This is a genomic window from Streptomyces sp. NPDC059452 (genome assembly GCF_042750035.1).
Lineage (GTDB): Bacteria > Actinomycetota > Actinomycetes > Streptomycetales > Streptomycetaceae > Streptomyces.
Map to the genome: position 1 here is coordinate 167,632 of NZ_JBHYVE010000012.1, position 23,379 is coordinate 191,010.

Here is a 23,379-nt window from a genome sequence, read left to right on the forward strand (position 1 = left end):
GGATCACGCGGCTGCTCACCCGCGCGGGACGAGGAGGGCACGGCATGCGGATGCGGGGCGGAGGGGTTCCGGAGGGCGGACAGCCCCCGGGCGGGTCACGCCCGGGCGGCGGGAGTTCCGGCCGCCCCTCGCTCCCGGCCTCCGGCTGGGTCCGGGGAGCCCTCGCCCTGCTCGCCGGGGCCCTGCCCGCGCTCGCGTTCCCCGAGCCCTCGCTCTGGTGGTTCGGCTGGTTCGCGCTCGTTCCCTGGCTGCTGCTGATCCGCTCGGCGGGCACGGCGCGCCGGGCCGCGCTGGACGGCTGGATCGGCGGAACCGGCTTCGTCATCGCCGTGCACCACTGGCTGATGCCGAGTCTGCACATCTTCATCGTGCTGCTGGCCGCGCTGCTCGGTCTGCTCTGGGCCCCGTGGGGCGTGCTGGCCGGGCGGCTGCTCGGCGGCGCGCCTTCCGCGCTGCGGGCCGCCGCCACGGTGGTGGCCGTGCCCTCGGGGTGGCTGGTGATCGAACTGGTCCGCTCCTGGGAAGGGCTCGGCGGGCCCTGGGGGCTCCTCGGCGCGAGCCAGTGGGAGGTCGCCCCGGCGCTGCGGGTGGCGTCGGTGGGCGGGGTGTGGCTGGTGAGCCTGCTGGTGGTGGCGGTCAACACCGCGCTCGTCCTGCTGGTGACCGCGCGCGCCGCCGCCCGGACGACGGGCGGGGTGCTGCTGGTCGGGTGCGCCCTGGCCGTGACCGCCGTATGGGCCTGGGCACCGCAGCCGGTGACCACGACGACGGCCGGGATCGCCGTCGTACAGCCGGGTGTCATCGCCGGTCCCGGCAGTGTCGGGCGGCGCCTGGCCCGGGGCGAGGAGCTGACCCGTACGGTCGCGGACCAGGACGTGGACCTCGTCGTCTGGGGCGAGAGCAGCATCGGGGCGGGGGCCTGGCGGGACCCGGAGACCGCGCGGCGGCTCGCGGCGCTGTCGCGGGAGACCGGCGCCGATCTGCTGGTCAATGTGGACGCCCGGCAGACGGACGGTTCGGGCCGGAGCGGGATCTTCAAGTCGGCGGTGCTCGTGGGGCCGGACGGACCGACCGGGGACCGCTACGACAAGATGCGCCTGGTGCCGTTCGGCGAGTACGTCCCGGCGCGCTCCCTGCTCGGCTGGGTCACCTCCGTGGGCAAGGCGGCGGGCGAGGACCGGCTGCGCGGCGACCGGCAGGTGGTGATGACGCTGCCCGACGGCGACCAGCGGCTGCGGATCGGTCCGCTGGTCTGCTTCGAGTCGGCGTTCCCCGACATGAGCAGGCGGCTGGTCCGGGACGGCGCCCAGGTGCTGGTCGCGCAGTCCGCGACCTCCACCTTCCAGGAGAGCTGGGCCCCGGCCCAGCACGCGTCGCTGGGGGCGCTGCGGGCCGCCGAGAACGGCCGTCCCGTGGTGCACGCGACGCTCACCGGGATCAGCGCCGTGTACGGACCGCGCGGGGAGCGGATCGGTGAACCACTCGGTACGGAGGTGAGCGCGGCGGCCGTGTACGACGTACCGCTGACGCGCGGCACCACGCTCTACGGCCGGTTCGGGGACTGGGCGGTGTACGGGGCCCTGGCAGCGCTGGCCGCGCTGTGCGCCGCCGAGGGGGTGCGGGCGCTCAGGAGGAGGCCTGCTCCAGGGACTCCCTGACGATCCGCTCGCACAGCTCATGGGTGGCCAGAGCGTCCCGGGCGCTGAGCACCGTACCCGCGCGGACCGCGTCCAGGAACGTGTGGACGCACGCCTCGATACCGCGCTGACGGGCCACCGGCACCCAGTCGCCGCGTCGGCGCACGCTGGGCCGGCCCTTGTGGTCGACGATGTCCGCGAGGTTGAGGACCTGGCGCTTGGTGTCCCGGCCGGAGACCTCCAGGATCTCTTCGGTCGAACCGTTCAGCCGGTTCATCATCCCGATCGCGGTGAAGCCGTCACCGGAGAGCTGGAGCACCACGTGGTGCATCAGCCCGTCCACGATCCGGGCCCGCACGGTGGTGTGGTCGACGGGCCCGGGAGCCAGGAAGCGCAGGGTGTCGACGACATGGATGAAGTCGTCGAGCACCAGGGCCCGGGGGTCCTCGGGCAGCCCGACGCGGTTCTTCTGCATGAGGATCAGCTCGCGCGGGTGCTCGGCGCACTGGGCGTAGCCGGGCGCGAAGCGGCGGTTGAAGCCGACGGCGAGGCTGACACCGCGCTCCTCGGCGAGCTTCACGAGCCGCTCGGACTCCGCGTACTCGTACGCGATCGGCTTGTCGACATAGGTGGCGACCCCGGCTTCGAGGAGCCGCTCCACGATCTCGGGGTGGACGGCGGTCGGAGCGTGCACGAAGGCCGCGTCGAGCCCTTCGGCGAGCAGCGAGTCCAGGGTCGTGTGGCGGGCGCCGGCCGGAATGCGGTGGGTGTCGCCCACGGTGTCGAGCGTGGCGGGCGTACGGGTCTGGAGGTGCAGCTCGACCCCCGGGACGGCGGACAGCACCGGCAGGTACGCCTTCCGCGCGATGTCGCCGAGCCCGATGCAACCGACCTTCACAGGGGTCTCCCTATCGCCGTGCCGTCTGGTGTCCGGATCGCCGTGCCAAGCGGTGGTTCCGGATCGCTGTGCCGTCCCGGTGTTCCGGTCCCGGCAGCATACGGGGCGGCGGTCGGCCCGCTCCCGGCCGCCCGGGGAGGGAAATGCCTGGCCAGGATCGTGATCATGGCCCAGGATGACCGGCATGACGTCCGCAGAACGCTCCGAACCCGCCCTCGACGCCGCCGAACGCCCCATGCTGGAGGGCTGGCTCGACTACCACCGCGAGACGCTCGCCACGAAGTGCGCGGGCCTCACGGACGCGCAGTTGCGCGAGGCGTCCGTCCCGCCCTCCGCGTTCACGCTGCTCGGCCTCGTACGGCACCTGGCGGAGGTGGAGCGCTTCTGGTTCCGCGAGATCCTGGCGGGCGAGGAGCTGCCGGACTTCTACTGCACCGAGGAGAACCCGGACGGGGACTTCGCGGTGACGGAGGCCGACACCTGGGCCGAGACGGAGACGGCCTGGCGGGCGGAGATAGCCGCGGCCCGGAAGAACGCCGCCGCGTACGGCCTGGACGACTTCTCCCAGGCGGTCGGCTCGGCGGGCAAGCCGTTCAGCCTGCGCTGGATCTACACGCACATGATCGAGGAGTACGCCCGGCACAACGGCCACGCCGACCTGGTACGGGAACGCGTCGACGGCACGACGGGCGTCTGACCGGACCTCCGGCCGCCCCGGGAAGGCTTTCGCACGCGGTACGTTCGCACGCCCGGCCCGGCCGTGGCGCCGTGCTGACCGGGTCACTCGTGCGGGCCATTCCTGGTCCTCGGGCTGCCCGAGTGGCGGCCCGCACCGCAGAGTTACCCGGGTGCAGCGAACCAGATTCACCACAAGTCTCCTGGTCGGGGTGGCCGTCACGGCCGTCTCCGGTTGTGTGTCGGTGGAGCCGCAGACGGGCCCCCGGCAGCCTCCCGGGAACAGCAGCAGACCGGTACAGGACGTGTTCCCGCAGGTCGTGCAGCCGCCCGCCCGCGAGGCGCTGGAGGCCATCGAGGAACCCGGCCCGTCGCCCGGCACGCCCGCCTCGCCCGCACCGTCTTCCGCCGCCCCTGCGGAGGCGCGCCGTGCCGGGCCGCCCCCGGCACCCCGGCCACCGGAGCGTGCCGCGCCGCCACCGCGCCGGACACCGCCCCCGCAGGTACCGCGCGTTCCGCCCCGCGTCCTCCCGGCCCTGCCGCGGATCGGAGGCGGGGTGTTCGACGTGTGCGCGCTGGGCCGGGGGTACGGCGGCTGGCAGTCGGGCAGCACGGAGGCCCGGATCTGCGAGGAGACGTACGGGCGCTGAAGGCCCGGGAGGCAGTTCAGTGGCCCCCAAGCGCCCCGGCCCCCAGAGGCGCAGCGGCTGCGGGCGCCCCGGGCGCAGGGCCCCGGGGCCCGGGTATCGGCGGGCCCCGGGTATCGGCGGGCCCCGGCGCGGCCCCCGCGCTCACAGCCCCCGCATCCGCAGCTCCAGCCGCTCGATGGCGGCCCGCACGCCGCCGCCGTAACCGTCGTCGTCCAGCACGTCCGCCGCGTCGCGGGCCTGACGCAGGTGGATGCGGGCCGCGTCGGGGCGCTGGAGCTTGAGGTAGTCCGCCGCCAGGTTGAGGTGGAGCGAGGGGTAGAACGCCTGGACCGCCCGGGAGTCCCGGTGCCCGTCGGGGCGCTCGCCGCTCAGCCCCTCGGCGGCCGTCAGGGCCCGCAGGTCCCAGGCGAGCTCGTCCCCCGGGTCGTCCTGGGTGTCGGCCAGGTAGTGCGCGAGGGTGCAGCGGTGCAGGGCGTCGCCGTCCGCGCCGAGCTCCGTCCAGAGGAGACCGAAGCGGTTGCGGGCCTCCTCCCGGTCACCGCCGTGGAGCAGCATGACCGCCTGGCCGATCCTGGTCATGACGGCGTCCTCGGACGACGCCTCCTGCTGCTCCACCACTGCGGTCTCCTCTTGCCCGTCCAGCCGGTCGCGGTCCCTCCGACGCTAACGCCGGGGGTCCGCGATACCGCTCAGGCACGGGTGGCGGCCCGGTCGGCCTCAGCCGAGATTCGGGATGCGCCAGTCGATCGGCTGGTGGCCCTGGGCCGCGACGGCCTCGTTGATCTGGGTGAAGGGCCGGGAGCCGAAGAACTTCTTCGCGGAGAGCGGGGAGGGGTGGGCACCCTTCACGACGACATGGCGCTCCTCGTCGATCAAGGGGAGCTTCTTCTGGGCGTAGTTCCCCCAGAGCACGAAAACGGCCGGGTCGGGCCGGTCGGCGACGGCGCGGATCACCGCGTCGGTGATCTTCTCCCAGCCCTTGCCCTTGTGGGAGTTGGCCTCGCCCGCGCGCACGGTGAGCACCGCGTTCAGCAGGAGGACGCCCTGCTCGGCCCACGGCATCAGATAGCCGTTGTCCGGGATGGGCAGGCCGAGCTCCTGCTGCATCTCCTTGTAGATGTTGCGCAGGGAGGGCGGCGTCTTCACACCGGGCCGCACGGAGAAGCAGAGCCCGTGCCCCTGACCCTCCCCGTGATAAGGGTCCTGGCCGAGGACGAGGACCTTGACCTTCTCGTACGGGGTGGCGTCCAGTGCGGCGAAGACCTGCTCGCGCGGCGGGTAGACGGGCCCCTTGGCCCGCTCCTCCTCGACGAAGTCGGCCAGCTCCTTGACGTACGGCTTCTGCAGTTCTTCGCCGAGGACGCCGCGCCAGGACTCGGGCAGCAGGTCGATATCGGTCACGTCCACAACCTCCGGTGAGCAACAAGTTCTTGATCCCAGAACCTACCGCCCACCACTGACAACGGGCCCGGGGAGGCCGAACTCCCCGGGCCCGTAAGCCTGCTACCAGCTGGCCTTGCGGTAGAGCTCCCACATCTGCATCACGGTCTGCGGGTCGAGTGCGCGCTCGCCGCCGCCGATGTCGTCGCCCGAGGCGACGTACAGCTTGCCCTGCCACAGCGGCAGCAGCCGGACGTCCTCGACGAGGATCTGCTGCGCCCGCTCGAACTGCTTGCTGACCGCGCCCCGGTCGCTCTCCTGCCGCGTGGCGGGGATGAGCTCCTGGGTGATCTCCTTGTTGCGGTACGGGGTCCCGGTGACGCTCTCCTCGCCGACGAAGGGGGCGATGAAGTTGTCCGGGTCCGGGAAGTCCGGGAACCAGCCACGGCCGAAGACCGGGTACTCGCCCTGGGTGAAGCCCTCCTGGAAGGTCTTCCAGGGCGCGCTCTCCAGGGTGATGTCGAAAAGCCCCGACTTCTCCAGCTGGCGCTCCAGCTCCTCGAACTCGGGCTGCGTGGAGGAGCCGTACCGGTCGGTCGTGTACCAGAAGGTCATCTTCACCGGCTCGGTGATCCCGGCCGAGGTCAGGATCTCCTTCGCCTGCTTCACGTCCGGTTCGCCGAAGGTGTCGAAGAAGCTGGTGGTGTGGCCGGAGATGCCCTTGGGGATCATCGAGTAGAGGGGTTCGGCGGTGCCGCGGTAGACCTTGGCGACCAGGGCGTCACGGTCCACGACATGGGCGATGGCCTTGCGGACGGCGGGCTTGGAGGCGGCCGGGTCCTTCGGGTTGAAGACGAGGAAGCGGATGTCCGCGCCCGTGGTCTCGATGATCTGGAGGCCGTCGTTGTCCTCCTTGTTGTCCTCCAGGCCGACGACCTCCTCGGCGGTCAGACCGCGGTAGGTGGCGTCGATGTCCTTGGCCTTGAGCGCGTCCACCATCTGGGCGGACTTCTCGAAGTACCTGATGGTGACCGCGTTGTTCTTCCGGTTGGCGAAGCCCTTGTAGTCGGGGTTCTTCGTCAGCTCGGCGCTGACCCCGGCCTCGTAGGAGTCCAGGAGGTAGGGACCGGAGCCGGTGATCCTGCCGTCCTCGCGGATCTTGTCCTTGGGGTAGTCGCCGGGGGCGACCAGCGACATCGCGGGCGTGGCCAGGATGAACGGGAAGGTGGCGTCGGACTTGTTCAGGTGGAAGATGACGGTGTCGTCGCCCTTGGTCTCCACCCGGTCGAGCGAGCCGAGCATGCCGGCCGGGCCGCCCTTGAAGTGGATGTCCACGATCCGGTCGATGGAGTGCTTGACGGCCCGGGCGTCGAGCTTCTCGCCGTTGGAGAACTTCAGGTTCTTCTTGAGCGTGCACCGGTACGCCATGCTCGTGGCGTCGGTGAACGTGCAGGACTCGGCCGCGTCCGGCTCGGGACTCGTACTGCCCGTGGGGAAGCTCACCAGGGTCTGGTAGATGTTCCGCATCAGCTCCCAGGAGCCGTCCCAGGCCGCCGCGGGGTCCAGGGTGGACGGGGAGCTCGTCGTCCCGACGGTTATCTTCTGGTTCTCGTCCGACCCGCTGTCGGAAAGAAGACCGCAGCCGGCCAGCAGAGAAAGGGATGCTAGGGCTGCAGCGGCCTGCAGACTGGCCCGGTAGAACACGTGCACGCTCCTCGATCAGCCATGGGTCGGCAGACCATACCGCAGCGCCCCGCCGGAGCAATCCGACGGTCCAGCGGGGCGACTGAGTCAATCAGGCCAAACCGGTTCAGGCCACTCTCAGCCCACGCCGGCGTTGAGGAAAATTCCTCCGTCGACCACCAGGGTCTGCCCGGTGATCCAGTCCGACTGCGCCGAGGTCAGGAAGGCCGCGGCGCCCCCGATGTCCTCGGGCACACCGAGCCTGCCGAGCGGATAGGCGGCGGCCGCCTCCGCCTCACGGCCCTCGTAGAGCGCCTCGGCGAACTTCGTCTTGACCACGGCGGGGGCGATCGCGTTGACCCGGACGATCGGCGCGAACTCGTGCGCCAGCTGGAGGGTCAGGTTGATCATGGCCGCCTTGGACATCCCGTACGCGCCGATGAACGGCGAGGGGGAGACGCCGGCGACGGAGGCGATGTTGACGATCGCCCCGCCGTTCTCCTTCTGCCAGGCCCGCCAGGTCTGCTGGGCGAAGCCGAGCGCCGAGATCACGTTGATCTCGAAGACCTTGCGGGCCACGTTGAGGTCCATCTCGGCCATGGGGCCGAAGACCGGGTTGGTCCCCGCGTTGTTCACCAGGTAGTCGACCCGGCCGAACGCCTCCATGGTCCGCTCCACCGCCGCCGCCTGGTGGGCCTCGTCGTGGGCCTTGCCGGGGATGGCGATGACCCGGTCGGCGCCGAGCCGCTCCACGGCCTCCTTGAGGGCGTCCTCGCCCCGTCCGGTGATGGCCACCCGGTCGCCGCGCGCGACGAGCGCCTCGGCGACCCCGTAGCCGATGCCCCGGCTGGCGCCCGTGACGAGGGCGACTTTCCCGCTGTCCTGCACCGTCATGTCGTTCGCTGCCCTTCGGGTCAGTTGAGGGGGCCGCCGGCCACGTAGATGACCTGGCCGGAGACGAAGCCGGCGTCGTCACCAGCGAAGAAGGCGATGGCGTTGGCGACGTCCTCGGGACGGCCGACGCGCTGGACCGGGATCTGGGTGGCGGCGGCCGCCTGGAACTCCTCGAAGCCCATGCCGACCCGGGCGGCGGTCTGCGCGGTCATCTCGGTGACGATGAAGCCCGGGGCGACCGCGTTGGCGGTGACGCCGAATTTGCCGAGCTCCTTGGCGAGGGTCTTGGTGAGGCCCTGGAGCCCCGCCTTGACGGCGGAGTAGTTGGCCTGGCCCCGGTTGCCGAGGGCCGAGGAGGAGGAGAGCGAGACGATCCGGCCGAACTTGGCCTCCACCATGTGCGCCTGGACGGCCTTCGCCATCAGGAACGCGCCCTTGAGGTGGACGTTCATCACGATGTCCCAGTCGGACTCGCTCATCTTGAACAGCAGGTTGTCGCGGAGCACGCCCGCGTTGTTCACCAGGATGGTCGGAGCACCCAGCTCGGCGGCGACCCGCGCGACGGCGGCCTCCACCTGGGCGCTGTCCGACACGTCGCAGCCGACGGCGAGCGCGGTGCCGCCCGCGGCGGTGATCTTCTCGACGGTGTCCTCGCAGGCCGCCTCGTCGAGGTCGAGTACGGCGACGGCGCGGCCCTCGGCCGCCAGGCGGACGGCGGTGGCGGCGCCGATGCCCCGCGCGGCTCCCGTCACGATGGCGACGCGCTGCTCGGTGGTGGACATGCTTGGTTCTCCTCGCCCTTGGATAGCGGCTCAGCGGACGTCGGGGCGCCTGCCTGACAGTCCCCGCCAGGGAGGCCCCGATGGCTGAGCAACCGCTTAGTACCTTCAGCAGACGAGACGCTAGAAGCCCTGGCACCCGGTGTCAACGGCGGGCGCCCCCGGGGGCCGCACGTCACACCGCCCGGCCCCGCCCCGTACCGGGCTCAGCGCACCAGCAGATCGAGCAGCCGCTCCACCTCACCGGCCGGATCGGTGGTGAGCCCGCTGTGCACGGCCCCCGGCTGGACGACCGTGGAGCGCGGGGCGATCAGCCAGCGGAAGCGCCGCCCGGCGTCGTCACCGGCCGCCTGACCGGCCCCCTCCCCGCCGCCGCAGAGCCCTTCGACCGCGCGGAGGGCGGCCCGCACCCCGACGACATCGGCGTGCGGGTCCAGCGCCCTCAGCTTCGCCTCGTCCAGGTGTGTACGGGCGGCGACGAACGACTTCGCCCGGCAGTAGACGAGCACCCCGGCGTTGAAGCACTCCCCGCGCTCGACCCGGGGGACGACCTTGAGGAGCGCGTACTCGAAGACATCGCGGCGCGTCATCGGCCACCCTCCTCGCCGGTACGGGCGGCTGCGGCGGCACGGTCCCCGCCGATGGCGGCGGGAGCCCCGCCGTCCGGTTGTTGCGGCCGGGGCGGCAGCCGTTCGGTGAGCCAGCCCGGGGCCTGGGAGGGCCGGTTCGCGGCCGGCGCGTCCAGGGTGATCCGCTCATGGATGGTGGCGGCCCGCGCCAGCAGCGGAGCCACGTAGGCCCGGCGCAGCTCGTCGGTGGACCCGAACCCGGGCTCGTCGGCCAGCCAGGCGTCCGGGACGTCGGCGGCCACCTCGGTCAGCAGCTCCTCGGTGACCAGCGGGGCGAGCTCGGCGGCGGCGGACGCGATGTCCGGGGCGAAGGGGGCCAGCACATGGTCGGAGGCGTTGTACGGCTTCGCCGCCGAGGCCTCGGCGCCCGGCCAGTTGTGGTGCCAGATCATGGTGGCGCCGTGGTCGATGAGCCAGAGGTCGCCGTGCCAGACCAGCATGTTGGGGTTGCGCCAGGAGCGGTCGACGTTGTTGATCAGCGCGTCGAACCAGACGACCCGCCCCGCCTCGGCCGCACCGACCTCGTAGGCGAGCGGGTCGAACCCGAGCGACCCCGGCAGGTAGTCCATGCCCAGATTCAGCCCGCCGCTCGCCTTGAGCAGCTCCTGCACCTCCTGGTCGGGCTCGGCGAGCCCGATGACCGGGTCCAGCTCGATGGTCACCAACTCCGGCACCCGCAGCCCGAGCCGACGCCCCAGCTCCCCGCAGATGACCTCCGCGACGAGGGTCTTGCGCCCCTGTCCGGCTCCGGTGAACTTCATGACGTACGTACCGAGATCGTCGGCCTCGACGATCCCCGGGAGCGAGCCGCCCTCACGCAGGGGCGTGACGTAGCGGGTCGCGGTGACTTCGGTGAGCATGGGGCCAGGCTATCGGCCGCCACGCGGCGGGCCCCCGGCACACGCCTCGTACGATCAGCGGATGAAAAGAGCGCGGAAGACAAAGAAGAGAAAGGCGAAACACCCCGGGCGCAGACGTTTCGTCATCTGTGCCGGCTGGGTGACCGGCGCGCTGGTCTTCCTGGGCATCACCGTGTACGTGGCCATCAGCGGCAGCATCGGCGCCGGGCTGGCCGGGGAGTCACGCCCGGTCCGGGTCATGGAGTGCGAGACACGGTCCGGCGGCAAGGGCGGGGACCAGATCTGGTGCGCCGTCCGCCCGGTGGAGGCGGGCGACGCCGGAGGGCTGGGCGAGCCGATGGTGCACTTCGGCCGACAGCCGGGGAAGACCGCCGATGTGGCCCGCACCCCGTGGGGCGAGTGGGTCGAGGTGGAACCCGATCTCCTGTCCAGGGCCGGGCTCCTGCTCTTCCCCGCGATACCTCTCCTGGCCTCGGGCGTCTGCGCCTGGCTCGCCGTGGGGGCGCTGCGGCCGTCGGAGTTCTGACCCCGGTACGGCCCCGCTCCCCCGCGCTGAACACCCGCGCCCCGTTCTCCGTACCCATGGCCGAAGCCGTAGTCATTCATGGATACCGATGAAGGGAATCACCACGATGAGCGCAGCGCGGAAGCCCCGGAACCTCCTCGAACGCCGCACCGTCTTCCTGGCGGTGGGCGCGGCCGGAGCGGCTGCCGCACTCACCGCGTGCGGGGGTTCGGACGGCTCGGGAGGTGCGGAGTCGGTCGAGCAGCCGGGGAGCGGCGGGGAGGGGGCTGGGGCGGCCGTTCTCGCGCAGACGGCGGACATCCCGGAGGGCGGCGGGGTCGTCTTCGCCGCGCAGAAGGTCGTGGTGACCCAGCCGAAAGCCGGTGAGTTCAAAGCCTTCTCGGCCACGTGCACCCATCAGGGCTGTGCGGTCAAGGACGTCAGGGACGGGGCCATCACCTGCCCCTGCCACGGTTCGACGTTCGACGCGGCGACGGGCAGCCCCACCGCCGGACCCGCCACCCAGCCGCTGCCCGCGCGGGAGATCTCGGTGGAGGGCGGGGCGATCACGCTGGTGTAGGGCCGGTCGTCACCGCTCCGCATCGGCCGCCGGCATCCGCGCGCGGCGGCCGGTGCGGGGGGGCAACCTCACATGATTGGTGGGGTGGGTGGCCGCTCAGGCGCCCACGGTCCCGTCCACGCCCTCCCGCAGGAAGTCCGCGTGCCCGTTGTGACGGCCGTACTCCAGCAGGACGTGCATCACCACCATCCGCAGCGACACGCCCTGGCCCCAACGCGGCTGCTGCCCGGCCAGATCCAGGGACTCCGCCTCCCGCTCGATCCGGCGCGAGTTCGCGACCTCCGCCTCCCAGGCCGTGAACGCCTCGGCCCCGGTCGATCGGGTCGCGTCGTACGCCGCCTGAAAGTCGGGCTCCTCGGTCCATGTCGGGGCTTCCGGGGCCCCCGAAACCTACCCCGCCTGCCTGCGGGGTCCCTTCCAACGGCCCAGGATCTCATCGGTGGTGGTGACCGTGGAGACCAGGGCGAGGGTGTTGCGGATCATCGCGGGGGTGTACTCGGCGGGCACCCCCGCGATCGCGTCGGAGGGGACGACCGCCGTGTAGCCGAGGTTGACGGCGTCGAACACGGCGTTGGGGATCGCGACGTTGGCCGAGACCCCGGTGACGACGAGCGTGCGGCACCCGAGGTTGCGCAGGAGCGCGTCCACATCGGTGCCGGCGAGCGGCGAGAGTCCGTGCAACCGGCGTACGACGAGGTCCTCTTCCGCCACCGGGATGGGCGGCGCGACCCGTACGGCGGTGGTGCCGGTGTGCTGCTGTACGGGGAGCCGGGCGGCGGCGCGGAAGAGGCGGGCGTTGCGGTTGGCGCCGCGTCCGTCGGGGCGGCTCTCGGCGACCGCGTGCATGACCTGGACACCGCCCTCGTGGGCGGCGGCGACCAGGCGGGCGATGTTGTCGAGGACGCCCGAGGAGCGGGCGGCCCTGGCGAGTTCGGGCAGGGCACTGTCCGGTCCCACGACGCCCTGCTGGCATTCGACGGTCAGCAGTACGGTGGTGGCGGGGGCCAGCAGCGCGGCGAGCCGGTCCTGCGATTCCCTGGACGCCACGGGGCTCCTTCCCTTCTCGCTCTTCTCGTCCGCCGTGCGGTCAACGGCGTTGCGCCGCGACGGAAGAGCCCCCATGATTTCTGACACGTCGTCAGATGACAAGGGGAGGACCCCGCATGACCGACACCCAGCGACGCGGCCGCCGGATCATGATGACCCCCGAGGAGCGGGACGCCTACCTCACCGGGCAGCGCACCTGCCGGGTCGCCACCCTCGCCGCCGACGGACCTCCGCACATCGGTGCGCTCTGGTTCGTCTGGGACGGCTCCTCGCTCTGGCTGTACTCCATCACCCGCAGCCTGCGCTGGTCCCAGCTGCGCAAGGACCCGCGAATCGCCGTGGTGGTCGACGACGGGGAATCGTACGACGAGCTGCGCGGCGTGGAGCTCTCCGGTACGGCCCAGTTCGTCGGCGAGGCCCCGCGCACGGGTGAGCCCTGCCCCGAACTCGACGTACCGGAGCGGCTGTTCCCCGCCAAGTACTTCGGGATGACGGAGATGCCGCACGACGGTCGGCACGCCTGGCTACGGCTCACCCCGGACACCGTCACCTCATGGGACTTCCGCAAGATCGCGGAGCCGGGGCGGTAGTCACCCCGCACCCGCGACTCCGGCCGCCACCTGCTCCGCCGCCGCCCGCAGCGCCTCGACCGTGGCCCGGACCGAGGGGCGGCGGTCGGCGTCCGTACGCCAGACGGCATGGATGTGGCGGCGCATGGTCTGCCGCACCGGCACCAGGGAGACTCCGGCGGGGACAGGGCCTCGGCCCAGTCGCGGTGCGACGCAGACGCCGAACCCGGCCGCGATGAGGGCGAGTTGCGTGTGGTGCTCTCCGGCCAGGTGGGAGATGCGCGGCTCGATCCCCCGGGAGCGCAGGGTGAACATCAGCCACTCGTAACAGAATTCGCCCTCCGGCCAGGAGACCCACTCGTCCCGCGCGAAGTCCTCCAGCTCCACTTCGGCCCGGTCTGCCAGCGGATGCCCGGCCGGCATGGCGATGTCCGGTGCGTCGTCGAGGAGTTCGGCCTTGGTCAGACCGCCGGGAACGGGCAGCCGCTTGTTGCTCCAGTCGAGCACCACGGCCACGTCGACATCGCCCCGCAGCACCGCGAGGAGCCCCTGCTCCGGCTCCAACTCCCTCGTTCGCACTCTCAGTTCGGGATGGTCCGCGCGCAGGGAGATGAGCGTGGCGGGCAGCAGTCCGCGCGCCGCCGTGGGGAACGCGGAGAGCGTCACCTCGCCGACCACCTCACCCCGCTGCGCCTCGATGTCGGACTGGGCCAGCTCCACCTGCGACAGGATCCGGGCGGCGTGGTCCGCGAGCAGTCGGCCCGCGTCGGTGAGGCGGACGCCCCGGCCGTTCCTCGCAAGCAACTGCTGACCGACCTCGCGCTCCAGCTTGGCCATCTGCTGCGAGACCGCCGATGTGGTGACATGCAGCCCTCCGGCGGCCCCGCTCACCGAGCCGTGCCGGGCGAGGGCGTCCAGGGTGCGCAGCCGCTCCAGATTCAACATGTAAGCGATGCTACGCGAATCTGCGCAGAAACTCTCGCTTGTTCTAATCAGTGCTGTTGGTCATCGTTGAGCCATGAGCGCCCCCTGCCAGCAGCCCGCCACCCCTCCGGCCGCGTCCGTACCGCCACTCCCGCCCCCGCCCGCCATCCGGCGCCCGGCCGTGGACTGGCGAATCCGGTTCGCCGTGCTCTCCCTCATCTGGGGGTTCAGCTTCCTGCTCATCAAGGTGGGCACCGAGGGGTACGCACCGTTCCAGGTCACCCTCGGCAGGCTGCTCGCGGGCACCGCCGTCCTGGCCGTCGCGATGGCGATGCGCCGCGAGCGGCTGCCGCGCTCGGCCCGGACCTGGGGGCACATCACGGTGGCGGCGTTCTTCCTCAACGCGCTGCCGTTCTCCCTCTTCTCCTACGCCGAGCTGACCATCCCCTCCACCCTCGCCGGTATCTGCAACGCGACCTCGCCCCTGTGGGGCATGGCCCTCTCGGTGGTCGCCCTCTCCGAGGACCGCCCGACCCGCCGACGCGTCGCGGGCCTGGGCGTCGGCTTCCTCGGCGTGCTGACGGTCCTGGGCGCCTGGCAGGGCTTCTCCGGCGTGGACCTGCCCGGTACGGGGATGGCGCTGCTGGCCTCGTTCAGCTACGCGGTCGGCTGGATCTACGTCCGCCGTACGCTGGCGGGGACCGGCTCCTCGACGCTGACGCTCACCGGCAGCCAGCTCTTCGTCGGGACACTGCAACTGGCCGTGGTGACCCCGGTGTTCACCTCCGCCCCGGACACGTTCCCGCTCCTGCCGACGCTCTCCGTCCTCGCCCTCGGCGCGCTCGGCACGGGCCTCGCGGTGCTGCTCCAGTACGGGCTGGTCCAGGAGGTGGGCCCGACGACCGGGCAGATGGTCACCTACTTCATCCCGGTGATCGCCACGGCGGCGGGCGTGACCCTGCTCGGCGAGCAGCTGACCTGGAACACCCCGGTGGGCGCGGTGATCGTGCTGGCCGGAGCGGCCCTCACCCAGAGCCGCCCCTCGGCCCCCGCCCGCAAGCCCGCGCCGGGCGAGGCCCCCCGATCCGGAGAGGGACGCCGACGCCTCAGCCGTACGTGACCGGTCGCACCGGTCCGGCCGCCGCCGCCACCGCGTCCGCCAGCGGCCCGATGTCCGCGGCGGTCAGGCGGGAGACGGTGAGCCGCACCGCCTGGGGCGTGGCCACCCGGAAGCGCGCTCCGGGGGCCGCCGCCCACCCTGCGTGCAGCAGCCGGGCGATGGCCCCGGTCTCGTCGCTGACGGGCACCCACACGTTCATCCCGCTGCGCCCGTGGGCCGCCACCCCACGCTCCGCCAACGCGTGTACGAGGGCGTCGCGGCGCTCTCCGTAGGAGCGGGCGACGGCGGCGGTGTCGACGGCGTCCGAGGTCCACAGGTGGAGCACCGCACGCTGGAGCAGGCGGCTGACCCAGCCGGGGCCCAGCCGTTGCCGGCCCGCGACCCGGTCGACCGTGACCGGGTCGCCGGTGAGCACGGCGACCCGCAGATCGGGCCCGTACGCCTTGGTCGCCGACCTGATGAACGCCCAGTGGTCCGTGGTGCCCGCCAGCGGGTGCAGCGGCAGGCCGACGATGGCGTGGCCGTGGTCGTCCTCGATCAGCAGGACATCCGGGTGGCGGGCGAGCACGGCCTTCAGCTCCCGGGCCCGGCCCCCGCTCACCGAGGCCCCGGTCGGGTTCTGCGCCCGGTCGGTGACGACGAGCGCCCGCGCCCCGGCCCGCAGCACCCGCTCCACGTCCGCGACCAGCGGCCCGTCGTCGTCCACCCCGACCGGTACGACGCGCAGCCCGAGCGCCGGTACGAGGTCGAGCACACTGCCCCACCCCGGGTCCTCCACCGCCACCGCGTCGCCCGGCCGCAGATGCGCGGCGAGCACCCGCTCGATGGCGTCGAGGGCGCCGGAGGTCACCGCGACGGGCCCCTCGGGCACCCCGTCGGCGTCCATCGCGCCCCGCGCGTACGCCGCGAACTCCGGGACCACGGGGGCCTCCCCGTACAGACCGGGGCGCTCGGCATCGACCGCGGCGGCCGCGGCGAGCGCCGGGCCCAGCGGCGGCAGCAGGGCCGGATCGGGGTTGCCCTCGCCGAGATCGCGTACGCCCGGCGGCGCCTCGATCCGCAAGGAGCCGCGGGGCGTACTGGCGGGGCGCGCCCGCACCCGGCTCCCCCGGCGGCCCGCCGTCTCGATCACTCCGCGCTCGCGCAAAGTCCGGTAGGCGGCGGCCACCGTGTTCGGGTTGACCTCCAGGCGCGCGGCCAACTCCCGCATCGGGGGCAGCACATGACCGGGCGCGAGCTCTCCGGAGCCGACCCCGCGCTCCACACTGGCGGCGATCTCCGATGCGCGCCGCCCACTGATCCGATACTCTCCTAGCACAAACAACATTATGCACTAGTGCAATGGAGTACGCAATGCAGCACACCGCACCGCCCGCCCCCACGGGCCCCGGCGTTGCCGCCTCCCCCTCCACGTCCTCCTCCTACACGCCCACCGACCGCACGGTACCCACCCGGTCCAAGGAGCGCGCCTCCTACGACCGCGAGCTGGTCCACTCGATCCTCGACGGGGCCTACCTCTGCCACCTCGGCTTCGTCCGGGACGGAGCGCCGGTCGTGCTGCCGACCATGTACGGCCGGGTCGGGGAGCGCCTGTACGTCCACGGGTCGACCGGATCGCGGCCGCTGCGGAACGCCCGGGCGGCGGCCGGCCCCGGGCTGCCGGTCTGCCTGACCGTCACCCATGTCGATGCCCTGGTGCTGGCCCGGTCCGCCTTCCACCACTCGCTGAACTACCGCTCCGTGGTGGTCCACGGCACCGCCACCGCCGTGACCGACCCCGAGGAGCGGCGCATCGCCCTCGACGCGATCGTCGACCAGGCGGTCCCCGGCCGCTCCCGCGACGCCCGCCCGGCCGACGCCAAGGAGCTGGCCGCCACGGCGGTGATCCGGCTGGACCTGGACGAGGTCTCGGCGAAGGTCCGCACCGGCGGCCCCGACGACGAGCCGGAGGACCTCACCCTCCCCCACTGGACCGGGATCGTCCCCCTCACCCGGGGCTACGCGCAGCCGGTCCCGGCGGACGACCTGGACCCGGCCGTCGACGTACCGGACTACCTCCGCGCGCTCTGATCCGGGCCGCCCGGGGGAACAGAACCCGGAGCCGCTGCCCCGGCCCCGGGCCTCGACACCCGGCCCCTGCTCCAGGCCCTGCCCCACTACACGGCCAGGGCCTCCGCCTCCCTCCGGCGCGTGACCGCGGCGCCTCGCGCCTCGGCCAGGGCCAGCCCGGCCACGGCGGCCAGCAGAAGCAGGGTGCCGATGACGGTGGCCGCCGTCAGCCGCTCCCGCAGGACGGTCACCGCGATGAGCGCGGCGCTCACCGGCTCCAGGAGCATGATCACGGAGACGGTGGCCGAGCGGACGACGGCGGCCCCCGCGAAGTACAGCGCGTACGCGAGCGCGGTGGGCACCGCCGCCACGTAGACGAGCAGCCACAGCACCTGCCCCGCCTCGGCGGTGTGCGGCACAAGCCCCTCGGCCGCCGCCATGGGCAGCAGCCCCACCGCCCCGATGCCGAACGCCCAGGCGCTGGTGGTGAGCGCGTCGCCACCGCCGCCGTCCCGCCCGAGCCAGCGGGTGAGCAGGGTGATCGCCGCGTACCCGGCGGCGGACAGGAGCGCGAGGAGCACCCCGGCCGGGACGACCTCGCCGCCCTCGCCGCCCAGGACGAGCACGGCGAGACCGGCCAGCGCACCCACCACGGCGGCGAGCCCGCCCCGGCCGAGCCGTTCGCCCAGCATCACGCGTGCGCCGAGGGCGATCAGGACGGGCCCGGCGCCGAGCGTGACGACGGTACCGACGGCGAGGCCGGTGGCCTCAACCGCCGCGAAGTACGCGCTCTGGAACACGGTGAGGCCGACGCCCGTGGCGAGGATGCGCAGCAGCCTGCGGCGCCGGGGTTCGGGCCGCCGGGGTGCGCGGCCGGGACGCAGGGCGAGTACCCCCGCCAGCAGGACGAGGCCGCCGAAGCAGCGCCAGAAGGACAGGGCGAGGGGGCCGAGATCGCTGATCCGGAAGATCAGGGAGGCGGCCGCACCGGCGGTGCCCCAGGCGACTCCGGCGACGACGAGATACAGCAGGCTCCGCCCGACGGGCAGAGCGGAAACACCAGGCATGGCCATGTGACTTCTCCGGAGGAGGACAGACAGGGTGGTGGTCGCTCGGCTCCGCACGCGGGCAGCGACGAACCGCTCGGGGACTGCCCGAGCCCGGTCTTCGTCAGGAGTGGCCGCGCGCGCTAGGCGACAGGCGGCGGCAGCACAGTCAGATGCATGATCGGCACACTAATGCGGGGCCCGCCCGGCGGACAACTCACTTCCGGCGGCGCCCTCGACGGCACCGAGGCCCGCCCCCGCCCCTGCGGCAACGGGCCCCGAGGGCGGTTTCGGCGCGGCCGACTGGGCAATGAACGCCCCGGTCAGGACCACGAAGCCACCGATGAGCTGCGGCGCGGAGAGGTGCTCACCGAGGAGCACCCAGGCCAGCACGGTCGCGATGACCGCCTCCAGGCAGGCGACGACCCCGGCGACCTGCGGCGAGAGCCTCCGGACGGAGACGACGCCACTGCCGTACGCGAGCACGGTGGCGATCAGCACGATCCAGCCGAGCAGCAGCCAGGCGGGGACCCCGTTGCCGTTCATGCCCGCGGTTCCGCCGAGCAGCGACCAGTCCATGCCCCAGGGGCGCGCCACAACGGTGAGGACGAGGGCGCCGACGATCAGTCCGTACGAGATGACGCCGAGCGGGTGCGGAGGTTCGACGCGCCGCCCGTCACCGCCCTTGCCCTCCTGGCCGCCGTGGTCGGAGAGGACGAAGTAGCCGACCTGGCAGCAGGCGGCGCCGAGGGCGAGCAGCAGCCCGAGGGCGTCGAAGCTGAGCCCGGCCCACACCTCGACGACACAGGCGAGCCCGCCGACGGCCAGGACCACACCGAGTGCGGCGGCCCGGGTGACGGGCCTGCGCTGGACGAACCGGACCCAGCCGAGGACCAGCGCGGGGGCCAGATACTCGACGAGGAGCGCCACCCCGACCGGGATACGGGAGATCGCGGCGAAGTAGCAGGCCTGCACTCCCGCCACGGCGAAGAGCCCGAACCCGGCCAGCAGGGCGGGCCGCTCACGTACCAGGTTCCGGTGACGCCAGGCGACCGGCAGCATGATGAGAGCGGCACCCGCCACCCGCAGCCACACCACGTGCAGGGGGTCGAGCCCCGCCTCGATGAGCGGCTTGGCGGCGACCCCCGAGCCGCCGAAAGCGAAGGCCGAAAGCAGGGCGAGCCCCAGACCGGCGCTTCGCTTCTGAGTACCCCGAGACGCGTGCATCGGCACATCATGACAGCACCCGACAGCACCGTCACCTCCGTGACACCTGTCGAGACACCCCGCCGGCACGCTCCCCCGTCACACCCCCCGAAACACCCGCCCCATCACCCCCACCGAGACGCCTCAGCCATACGCTCCACCGCCCGCCCCGCCAGCCACCGCGCGTCCACACCGGCCCGGCTCAGCACCTCCACCGCCCGGCACTCCCCATCGGCGGCCAGTGCGGCGAGGAGATCCAGCCCCCGGGCGTGCGGCTCCCCGCGCAGCCCCGCCCGGCGCAGGGCGTCCTCCATCGCGGTGACGGCCGACGGCGACCAGCCCTCCGCCGCCGGGTCCCGTACGACGGGGACGGCCCCGGAGTCCTCCACCGACCCCTGCCAGCGGAGCCCGTAACCGATGCTGCGCTGCACGAGGTAGCCGAGCACCTTCGCCAGCCGCGGTCCGCCGTCGAAGGCCTCGCGGACCTCGGGGTCGCTCTCGATGAGGGAGTGCAGAAGGTGGGCGGTGTCGATCTGCCGGTCGCCGTCCCGCAGCGCACGCCTGCGCGCCCCCGTCACCACCGAGGCCAGTTCGACGGTGAGCCCGGCATCGGGTCCGACGGGGTTCGGGGCGGGCTGGTCAGGGATCCGCGGCGTCCGGTTTTGCACTACTCCACCCCATCAGTCCCCGGGCCGTGAGGCATCGGCGGCGCGGCCCATTCGCGGGTCCCACCCAAGTTGGGCTCACCGGAGCGGCCCCTCATCCCTGCGGATGAGATCGCGCCACGGCGTACAACCATCACTCTCAGGGGGGCGCGCCGCCTTGCGCCGCACTCCCCCGGGCAACCGCCACACCCCGCGCACACGTCCCCCAGACCACAGCACACAGCACGCAGGCATCGACTCCGGGCGGAGGGACATCACAGGTGTTCTGGATGGTCGCACTGCTCGCCCAGGACGGGATGCAGTACGTCTACCGCGTGTACGCGCCGGACGACGCCCTGCCCGCCGATCTGTTCTGGGCCGCTTTTCACTGCCACGACGAGGGCCCGCACCCGCGCGCGTCGGACCGGTTCGACGCGGCGGAGATCTGGCGGAACCGGCAGCCCCAGCAAATCTGACGATGCATCAGCATTGAATATTGGAGCCGCCGCCGTTACGTTCCCCGGCACCGTAACCGGACGAACCAGGGGTGGTCGCATGGCCGAAGTCAGCGCGGAGGCACGCATCGAGGCACCCGCCGAGAAGGTCTGGGCACAGCTGACGGACTTCCCTTCGTACGGCGAGTGGAACGCCACCCACACCAGCTTCCCCAAGGGCGGCCCGACCACGCTGGAGAAGGGGGCCGTCTACGAGGAGAACATGAAGCTCATGGGCTTCCCCGCCGAAGTGACGTGGACGGTCGACGAACTGGAGCCCGGCCGACTGCTGACGACCCGGGGCACGGGCCCGATGGGCGTCAACCTGGCCATGCGCTACTCCCTGACTCCGCACCCGTCCCCGTCCCCGGACGGGACGGCCACGGTGGTGCGCATCGAGGGCGAGTTCACCGGCGCGGCGGTCTCCCTGATGGGCGGCAAACTCAAGGACTCCGCGACGGCGGCACTCCAGGAGTCCCTGCGCAAGCTCGCGGGCCTGGTCACGCCCTGACCACGACTGCCGACGCGGGAGGGACACGCGGTGTGTGACCGCTACCGGGCCCGGACACCCAGCAGCCACTCCTCCAGAACCCCGAAGTCGGCCTCGCCGAGACCGGTCGAAGAAGCCACCCGGTGGAGGAGCGCGGCCCATATCAGCGTGCAGGGCAGAGCCAGGAGACGCGGGCCGTGCGTGCGGTCGATCTTCGCGAGCTGAGGATTGGACAGGTGCTGCCATCCTGCCCACTCGTCCGGGGCGGCGGGAAGCCGAACTCCCCCGTACGGCAGCAGCGTTCCGTCGACGTCCAGGAACAGCAGGGGTGACTCCACGGGTTCGATCACGGCCGCACGCTGTCGAACCGCCCGCCGATCACGGCCGGAGGGCCCTCGGGCGGTGGGGCCCGCCGTAATCGTCTTTCGCCTCCCGGCCCCCGAGCGCTACCGTTCGGGCCGACGAGTGACCCACGAGGGAGGCGGAGAGGCATGCCCGGTCGTCCGAGCGCGCGTTGACGTCGTAGGCCGGGACCGGCCCGTCATCGCGTGCTGCCCCTGAGGTCGCGGCACAGCGAGCCCTTCACCCCGCCCGAAGCCCGGGTGCGCCTTCACGCGCCGAGCCGGCGGTCCTCGTTCCGGCAACCCCAGGGGTCTCCGTGCCGTCCCCCTCCTCCGCGTCCTCCCCTTCCGTGTGGCGGGACGCCGACTTCCGCAGACTCTGGGCGGGCCAGACCGCCTCCCAGCTCGGCGAACACACGATGCTCATCGTTCTGCCGCTCTTCGCCGTCCTGGCGCTCGACGCCGACGCGGGCCAGTTGGGCGCCCTCCGGGCCGTGGGGCAGGCGCCCGTCCTGTTGCTCTCGCTCCTGGCGGGTGCGTGGGTGGACCGATGGCGGGCCCGCACGGTGATGGTGGTGACGGACGCCGCCCGGGCCGTCGTACTGGGCGCGGCCGCCGTGGCCGGTCTCCTCGGGCTGCTCGGCCTGCCCGCGTTGTCCATGGTCGCCTTCACCGTCGGAGCTCTGTCCGTCCTCTTCGATGTCGCCTATCAGGCCTCCCTCGTAAGGCTGGTGAGACGCGATCAGCTCTTGCCGGGCAACAGCGCGCTGGAAGGCAGCCGGTCCGCCGCGCAGATCGGCGGCCCCGCGCTCGGCGGCGGGCTGGTGTCGCTGCTCTCGGCGCCGGTCGCCGCCGCCTCCGGCGCGCTGTTCTTCGCGATGTCGTTCGCGTCCCTCCGGCGGATCCGCCGGGCCGAAGCCGTACCGGAGCACCACGAACCCGCCCCTCGGGTCCGGCAGCAGATCCGGGACGGCCTGCGCTTCGTCGCCGGACACCCCCTGCTGCGGGCCGTCTGCCTCGCCTCGGCCGCCTTCCAGTTCTCCTTCGCGGCCACGATGACCGTCTACCTGCTCTTCCTCCCGCGCGAACTGCACCTGACGGGCGCGACCGTCGGGCTCGTCCTCGCGGCGACCGGACCGGGCGCGCTCCTCGGGTCGGTCCTGGCCGCCCGGCTGCCGAGGCGGTACGGCCATGGCGTGGTGCTCGTCTCCGGCGCGGTGCTCGGCAACGGCGCCCTGCTCTGGGTGCCCGCCCTGCACGGCTCATCGGCGGTGACGGTGGCCGCGCTCCTGGCGGTCAACTTCGTGTTCGGGGCCTTCGGGCAGTTGGTGAACGTCACGGTCATGTCGGTGCGGCAGGCCGTCACCCCGGACGGAATGCAGGGCCGCGCCGCCGCGACGATCACCTTCGTCGGGATGGGGTGCACCCCGCTCGGCTCGCTGCTCGGGGGGCTCCTCGCGCAGGAGTGGGGGCTGCGCACCAGCCTCCTGGTGACGACCGCGGGCATGATGCTGTCCCCGGCCGTGATGGCCGCGTCCCCGCTCGTCCGGCTGGGGCGGAGGCTCGCGCTATGACGTGTACCACAGGGCCGTACGCGGTACGGAGCCGCCGCGAGCACCCCCGTACCGGACAACCGCCCGCCCTCGCCCGCCGATCCGAGGGCACGGCCACGGGACGGCGGAGGGCGGCACCTCAGCGGGCGACTTAGGTCACCCTTCCCTGCCGCCGCGCGGGCCTGGTACAGATGGTGAGGTTTCACCCCCACACCCACCGGAAGCGCAGCCATGAATCAGGACAGGACCACCGGGCTCGTCCCCTTCACCATCGACCTGACCTTCGAGGAGGCCCGGCGACGGACCGCGGTCGTCGCCGCGCTCGGGCCCGACTGGGATCCGATGGCCGCCCTCCGCGGCGAGGACGAGGCCTACGCCCTGCTCTACTCGGGCCTCGACGCCGACCAGCAGCGCACCTACGACCGGCTGGTGGCCGCCGGTGTCCTGCCGGACAAGGATCCGGGCCGTGCGGCTGCCCATTGATCCGCAGGCGGACATCGCCCGCCGAGCCTGGGTGACCTGCCCCGCCTGCGACGACGCCCGCCACTGCGCGACCTGCGCGGACCTGCGCACCTGCGGCGAGCACTGGCGCTATCTGATCTCCAACAACGGTCCGGTCCTGCACCTCCAGTGCCCCGGCTGCACCCACACCTGGTCGCTCGACAGCCGCCCCGGCCTCCCCCGCCACGGCGGCGGCACCCCCTGCTCCTGAACCGCCGGCCCGCG

28 protein-coding genes and 1 pseudogene are annotated in these 23,379 nt (G+C 72.7%); 13 read left to right on the forward strand and 16 right to left on the reverse strand.

The annotated features are described in order from the left end of the window. Nucleotides 1-44 precede the first annotated feature (44 nt). Nucleotides 45-1,658, forward strand: coding sequence for an apolipoprotein N-acyltransferase (lnt, locus tag ACFW9Z_RS18270; RefSeq protein WP_384641514.1), 1,614 nt, complete (start codon nt 45-47; stop codon nt 1,656-1,658). On the opposite strand, the gene ACFW9Z_RS18275 is transcribed toward lnt, so the two are convergent. Beyond that, the gene (locus ACFW9Z_RS18275; RefSeq protein ID WP_384641517.1) at nt 1,627-2,535 is read right to left on the reverse strand and encodes a Gfo/Idh/MocA family protein; all 909 of its coding nucleotides are present in this window, start codon (nt 2,533-2,535) and stop codon (nt 1,627-1,629) included. The genes lnt and ACFW9Z_RS18275 overlap by 32 nt on opposite strands. Before the next feature lie 175 nt (nt 2,536-2,710). On the opposite strand from ACFW9Z_RS18275, the gene ACFW9Z_RS18280 reads away from it, so the two are divergent. Both ACFW9Z_RS18280 and ACFW9Z_RS18285 read left to right on the forward strand, forming a co-directional pair. Further along, entirely contained in the window at nt 2,711-3,232 is a 522-nt protein-coding gene (locus ACFW9Z_RS18280) for a DinB family protein (protein ID WP_384641520.1), read from the forward strand. A 151-nt stretch (nt 3,233-3,383) separates the two neighbouring features. Further along, nucleotides 3,384-3,860 carry a hypothetical protein gene (locus ACFW9Z_RS18285; RefSeq protein WP_384641522.1) on the forward strand — a complete coding sequence of 159 codons (477 nt, stop codon included), beginning with the start codon at nt 3,384-3,386 and terminating at the stop codon, nt 3,858-3,860. A gap of 141 nt (nt 3,861-4,001) precedes the next feature. Here ACFW9Z_RS18285 and ACFW9Z_RS18290 read toward each other — a convergent pair whose 3' ends face one another. From ACFW9Z_RS18290 to ACFW9Z_RS18320, 7 genes are all read right to left on the reverse strand, one after another. Further along, the gene (locus tag ACFW9Z_RS18290; protein WP_384641524.1) at nt 4,002-4,478 is read right to left on the reverse strand and encodes a hypothetical protein; all 477 of its coding nucleotides are present in this window, start codon (nt 4,476-4,478) and stop codon (nt 4,002-4,004) included. Nucleotides 4,479-4,577: 99 nt separating this feature from the next. Beyond that, nucleotides 4,578-5,261: a uracil-DNA glycosylase gene (locus ACFW9Z_RS18295; RefSeq protein WP_384641527.1), complete on the reverse strand. Its 684-nt coding sequence runs from the start codon at nt 5,259-5,261 to the stop codon at nt 4,578-4,580. A 102-nt stretch (nt 5,262-5,363) separates the two neighbouring features. Further along, nucleotides 5,364-6,944 (reverse strand): ABC transporter substrate-binding protein, encoded by a 1,581-nt coding sequence (locus ACFW9Z_RS18300; RefSeq protein ID WP_384641654.1) that lies wholly within the window; start codon nt 6,942-6,944, stop codon nt 5,364-5,366. A 117-nt stretch (nt 6,945-7,061) separates the two neighbouring features. Next, nucleotides 7,062-7,817, reverse strand: coding sequence for an SDR family oxidoreductase (locus tag ACFW9Z_RS18305; RefSeq protein WP_384641529.1), 756 nt, complete (start codon nt 7,815-7,817; stop codon nt 7,062-7,064). A 20-nt stretch (nt 7,818-7,837) separates the two neighbouring features. Next, nucleotides 7,838-8,599, reverse strand: coding sequence for a 3-oxoacyl-ACP reductase FabG (gene fabG, locus ACFW9Z_RS18310; RefSeq protein WP_384641532.1), 762 nt, complete (start codon nt 8,597-8,599; stop codon nt 7,838-7,840). 203 nt (nt 8,600-8,802) lie between these two features. Then, entirely contained in the window at nt 8,803-9,186 is a 384-nt protein-coding gene (locus tag ACFW9Z_RS18315) for a DUF3037 domain-containing protein (RefSeq protein ID WP_384641535.1), read from the reverse strand. Continuing rightward, nucleotides 9,183-10,085: a HipA family kinase gene (locus ACFW9Z_RS18320; protein ID WP_384641538.1), complete on the reverse strand. Its 903-nt coding sequence runs from the start codon at nt 10,083-10,085 to the stop codon at nt 9,183-9,185. Before ACFW9Z_RS18320 ends, ACFW9Z_RS18315 begins: the two co-directional genes overlap by 4 nt. A gap of 61 nt (nt 10,086-10,146) precedes the next feature. On the opposite strand from ACFW9Z_RS18320, the gene ACFW9Z_RS18325 reads away from it, so the two are divergent. Both ACFW9Z_RS18325 and ACFW9Z_RS18330 read left to right on the forward strand, forming a co-directional pair. Continuing rightward, nucleotides 10,147-10,611, forward strand: coding sequence for a hypothetical protein (locus tag ACFW9Z_RS18325; protein WP_384641541.1), 465 nt, complete (start codon nt 10,147-10,149; stop codon nt 10,609-10,611). 106 nt (nt 10,612-10,717) lie between these two features. Continuing rightward, nucleotides 10,718-11,170, forward strand: coding sequence for a Rieske (2Fe-2S) protein (locus ACFW9Z_RS18330; RefSeq protein ID WP_384641544.1), 453 nt, complete (start codon nt 10,718-10,720; stop codon nt 11,168-11,170). Nucleotides 11,171-11,266: 96 nt separating this feature from the next. Here ACFW9Z_RS18330 and ACFW9Z_RS18335 read toward each other — a convergent pair. Continuing rightward, nucleotides 11,267-11,533, reverse strand: a pseudogene (locus tag ACFW9Z_RS18335) (DUF664 domain-containing protein); the annotation flags it as partial. Nucleotides 11,534-11,560: 27 nt separating this feature from the next. Further along, entirely contained in the window at nt 11,561-12,217 is a 657-nt protein-coding gene (locus ACFW9Z_RS18340; RefSeq protein ID WP_384641548.1) for a cysteine hydrolase, read from the reverse strand. Between the two features lie 116 nt (nt 12,218-12,333). Between ACFW9Z_RS18340 and ACFW9Z_RS18345 the strand changes: the two genes are divergently transcribed. After that, entirely contained in the window at nt 12,334-12,807 is a 474-nt protein-coding gene (locus tag ACFW9Z_RS18345) for a pyridoxamine 5'-phosphate oxidase family protein (RefSeq protein ID WP_384641551.1), read from the forward strand. On the opposite strand, the gene ACFW9Z_RS18350 is transcribed toward ACFW9Z_RS18345, so the two are convergent. Then, entirely contained in the window at nt 12,808-13,731 is a 924-nt protein-coding gene (locus tag ACFW9Z_RS18350) for a LysR family transcriptional regulator (protein WP_384641554.1), read from the reverse strand. A gap of 73 nt (nt 13,732-13,804) precedes the next feature. Here ACFW9Z_RS18350 and ACFW9Z_RS18355 point away from each other — a divergent pair, with 73 nt between their 5' ends. Beyond that, the gene (locus ACFW9Z_RS18355; RefSeq protein ID WP_384641557.1) at nt 13,805-14,830 is read left to right on the forward strand and encodes a DMT family transporter; all 1,026 of its coding nucleotides are present in this window, start codon (nt 13,805-13,807) and stop codon (nt 14,828-14,830) included. Here ACFW9Z_RS18355 and ACFW9Z_RS18360 read toward each other — a convergent pair. Further along, nucleotides 14,817-16,148, reverse strand: a complete 1,332-nt coding sequence (locus tag ACFW9Z_RS18360) for an aminotransferase class I/II-fold pyridoxal phosphate-dependent enzyme (protein WP_384641560.1) — start codon at nt 16,146-16,148, stop codon at nt 14,817-14,819. The genes ACFW9Z_RS18355 and ACFW9Z_RS18360 overlap by 14 nt on opposite strands. Before the next feature lie 35 nt (nt 16,149-16,183). On the opposite strand from ACFW9Z_RS18360, the gene ACFW9Z_RS18365 reads away from it, so the two are divergent. Then, the gene (locus ACFW9Z_RS18365) at nt 16,184-16,900 is read left to right on the forward strand and encodes a pyridoxamine 5'-phosphate oxidase family protein (RefSeq protein WP_384641563.1); all 717 of its coding nucleotides are present in this window, start codon (nt 16,184-16,186) and stop codon (nt 16,898-16,900) included. Nucleotides 16,901-16,986: 86 nt separating this feature from the next. On the opposite strand, the gene ACFW9Z_RS18370 is transcribed toward ACFW9Z_RS18365, so the two are convergent. The 3 genes from ACFW9Z_RS18370 to ACFW9Z_RS18380 all read right to left on the reverse strand — a co-directional run bounded on the left by ACFW9Z_RS18370 (nt 16,987) and on the right by ACFW9Z_RS18380 (nt 19,799). Further along, nucleotides 16,987-17,952: a DMT family transporter gene (locus tag ACFW9Z_RS18370; RefSeq protein ID WP_384641566.1), complete on the reverse strand. Its 966-nt coding sequence runs from the start codon at nt 17,950-17,952 to the stop codon at nt 16,987-16,989. A gap of 162 nt (nt 17,953-18,114) precedes the next feature. Beyond that, nucleotides 18,115-19,152, reverse strand: a complete 1,038-nt coding sequence (locus ACFW9Z_RS18375; protein ID WP_384641569.1) for a DMT family transporter — start codon at nt 19,150-19,152, stop codon at nt 18,115-18,117. 104 nt (nt 19,153-19,256) lie between these two features. Further along, the gene (locus ACFW9Z_RS18380) at nt 19,257-19,799 is read right to left on the reverse strand and encodes a Clp protease N-terminal domain-containing protein (protein ID WP_384641572.1); all 543 of its coding nucleotides are present in this window, start codon (nt 19,797-19,799) and stop codon (nt 19,257-19,259) included. A 257-nt stretch (nt 19,800-20,056) separates the two neighbouring features. On the opposite strand from ACFW9Z_RS18380, the gene ACFW9Z_RS18385 reads away from it, so the two are divergent. Further along, nucleotides 20,057-20,251, forward strand: coding sequence for a hypothetical protein (locus tag ACFW9Z_RS18385; RefSeq protein ID WP_384641575.1), 195 nt, complete (start codon nt 20,057-20,059; stop codon nt 20,249-20,251). 79 nt (nt 20,252-20,330) lie between these two features. Next, complete coding sequence (locus ACFW9Z_RS18390) at nt 20,331-20,780, forward strand: SRPBCC family protein (RefSeq protein ID WP_384641578.1); 450 nt, start codon at nt 20,331-20,333, stop codon at nt 20,778-20,780. A 41-nt stretch (nt 20,781-20,821) separates the two neighbouring features. Here ACFW9Z_RS18390 and ACFW9Z_RS18395 read toward each other — a convergent pair whose 3' ends face one another. Then, a complete protein-coding gene (locus ACFW9Z_RS18395) occupies nt 20,822-21,109 on the reverse strand; it encodes a hypothetical protein (RefSeq protein WP_384641581.1) in 288 nt (95 codons plus the stop codon). A 308-nt stretch (nt 21,110-21,417) separates the two neighbouring features. On the opposite strand from ACFW9Z_RS18395, the gene ACFW9Z_RS18400 reads away from it, so the two are divergent. The 3 genes from ACFW9Z_RS18400 (at nt 21,418) to ACFW9Z_RS18410 (ending at nt 23,365) form a co-directional block, all read left to right on the forward strand. Continuing rightward, nucleotides 21,418-22,674, forward strand: a complete 1,257-nt coding sequence (locus tag ACFW9Z_RS18400) for an MFS transporter (protein ID WP_384641584.1) — start codon at nt 21,418-21,420, stop codon at nt 22,672-22,674. Between the two features lie 210 nt (nt 22,675-22,884). Next, nucleotides 22,885-23,136, forward strand: a complete 252-nt coding sequence (locus ACFW9Z_RS18405) for a DUF6400 family protein (RefSeq protein WP_384641587.1) — start codon at nt 22,885-22,887, stop codon at nt 23,134-23,136. Continuing rightward, nucleotides 23,120-23,365, forward strand: coding sequence for a hypothetical protein (locus ACFW9Z_RS18410; RefSeq protein WP_384641590.1), 246 nt, complete (start codon nt 23,120-23,122; stop codon nt 23,363-23,365). The genes ACFW9Z_RS18405 and ACFW9Z_RS18410 overlap by 17 nt, the downstream gene beginning before the upstream one ends. Nucleotides 23,366-23,379 lie beyond the last annotated feature (14 nt).

Bases quoted from the DNA above. Each gene is read 5' to 3' on its own strand.
- ACFW9Z_RS18320 (WP_384641538.1), bottom strand. From the start codon at position 10,085: ATGCTCACCGAAGTCACCGCGACCCGCTACGTCACGCCCCTGCGTGAG.
- ACFW9Z_RS18345 (WP_384641551.1), top strand. From the start codon at position 12,334: ATGACCGACACCCAGCGACGCGGCCGCCGGATCATGATGACCCCCGAG.
- fabG (WP_384641532.1), bottom strand. From the start codon at position 8,599: ATGTCCACCACCGAGCAGCGCGTCGCCATCGTGACGGGAGCCGCGCGG.
- ACFW9Z_RS18280 (WP_384641520.1), top strand. From the start codon at position 2,711: ATGACCGGCATGACGTCCGCAGAACGCTCCGAACCCGCCCTCGACGCC.
- ACFW9Z_RS18355 (WP_384641557.1), top strand. From the start codon at position 13,805: ATGAGCGCCCCCTGCCAGCAGCCCGCCACCCCTCCGGCCGCGTCCGTA.
- lnt (WP_384641514.1), top strand. From the start codon at position 45: ATGCGGATGCGGGGCGGAGGGGTTCCGGAGGGCGGACAGCCCCCGGGC.
- ACFW9Z_RS18305 (WP_384641529.1), bottom strand. From the start codon at position 7,817: ATGACGGTGCAGGACAGCGGGAAAGTCGCCCTCGTCACGGGCGCCAGC.
- ACFW9Z_RS18405 (WP_384641587.1), top strand. From the start codon at position 22,885: ATGAATCAGGACAGGACCACCGGGCTCGTCCCCTTCACCATCGACCTG.
- ACFW9Z_RS18315 (WP_384641535.1), bottom strand. From the start codon at position 9,186: ATGACGCGCCGCGATGTCTTCGAGTACGCGCTCCTCAAGGTCGTCCCC.
- ACFW9Z_RS18350 (WP_384641554.1), bottom strand. From the start codon at position 13,731: ATGTTGAATCTGGAGCGGCTGCGCACCCTGGACGCCCTCGCCCGGCAC.
- ACFW9Z_RS18330 (WP_384641544.1), top strand. From the start codon at position 10,718: ATGAGCGCAGCGCGGAAGCCCCGGAACCTCCTCGAACGCCGCACCGTC.
- ACFW9Z_RS18365 (WP_384641563.1), top strand. From the start codon at position 16,184: ATGCAGCACACCGCACCGCCCGCCCCCACGGGCCCCGGCGTTGCCGCC.
- ACFW9Z_RS18325 (WP_384641541.1), top strand. From the start codon at position 10,147: ATGAAAAGAGCGCGGAAGACAAAGAAGAGAAAGGCGAAACACCCCGGG.
- ACFW9Z_RS18390 (WP_384641578.1), top strand. From the start codon at position 20,331: ATGGCCGAAGTCAGCGCGGAGGCACGCATCGAGGCACCCGCCGAGAAG.
- ACFW9Z_RS18370 (WP_384641566.1), bottom strand. From the start codon at position 17,952: ATGGCCATGCCTGGTGTTTCCGCTCTGCCCGTCGGGCGGAGCCTGCTG.
- ACFW9Z_RS18375 (WP_384641569.1), bottom strand. From the start codon at position 19,152: ATGCACGCGTCTCGGGGTACTCAGAAGCGAAGCGCCGGTCTGGGGCTC.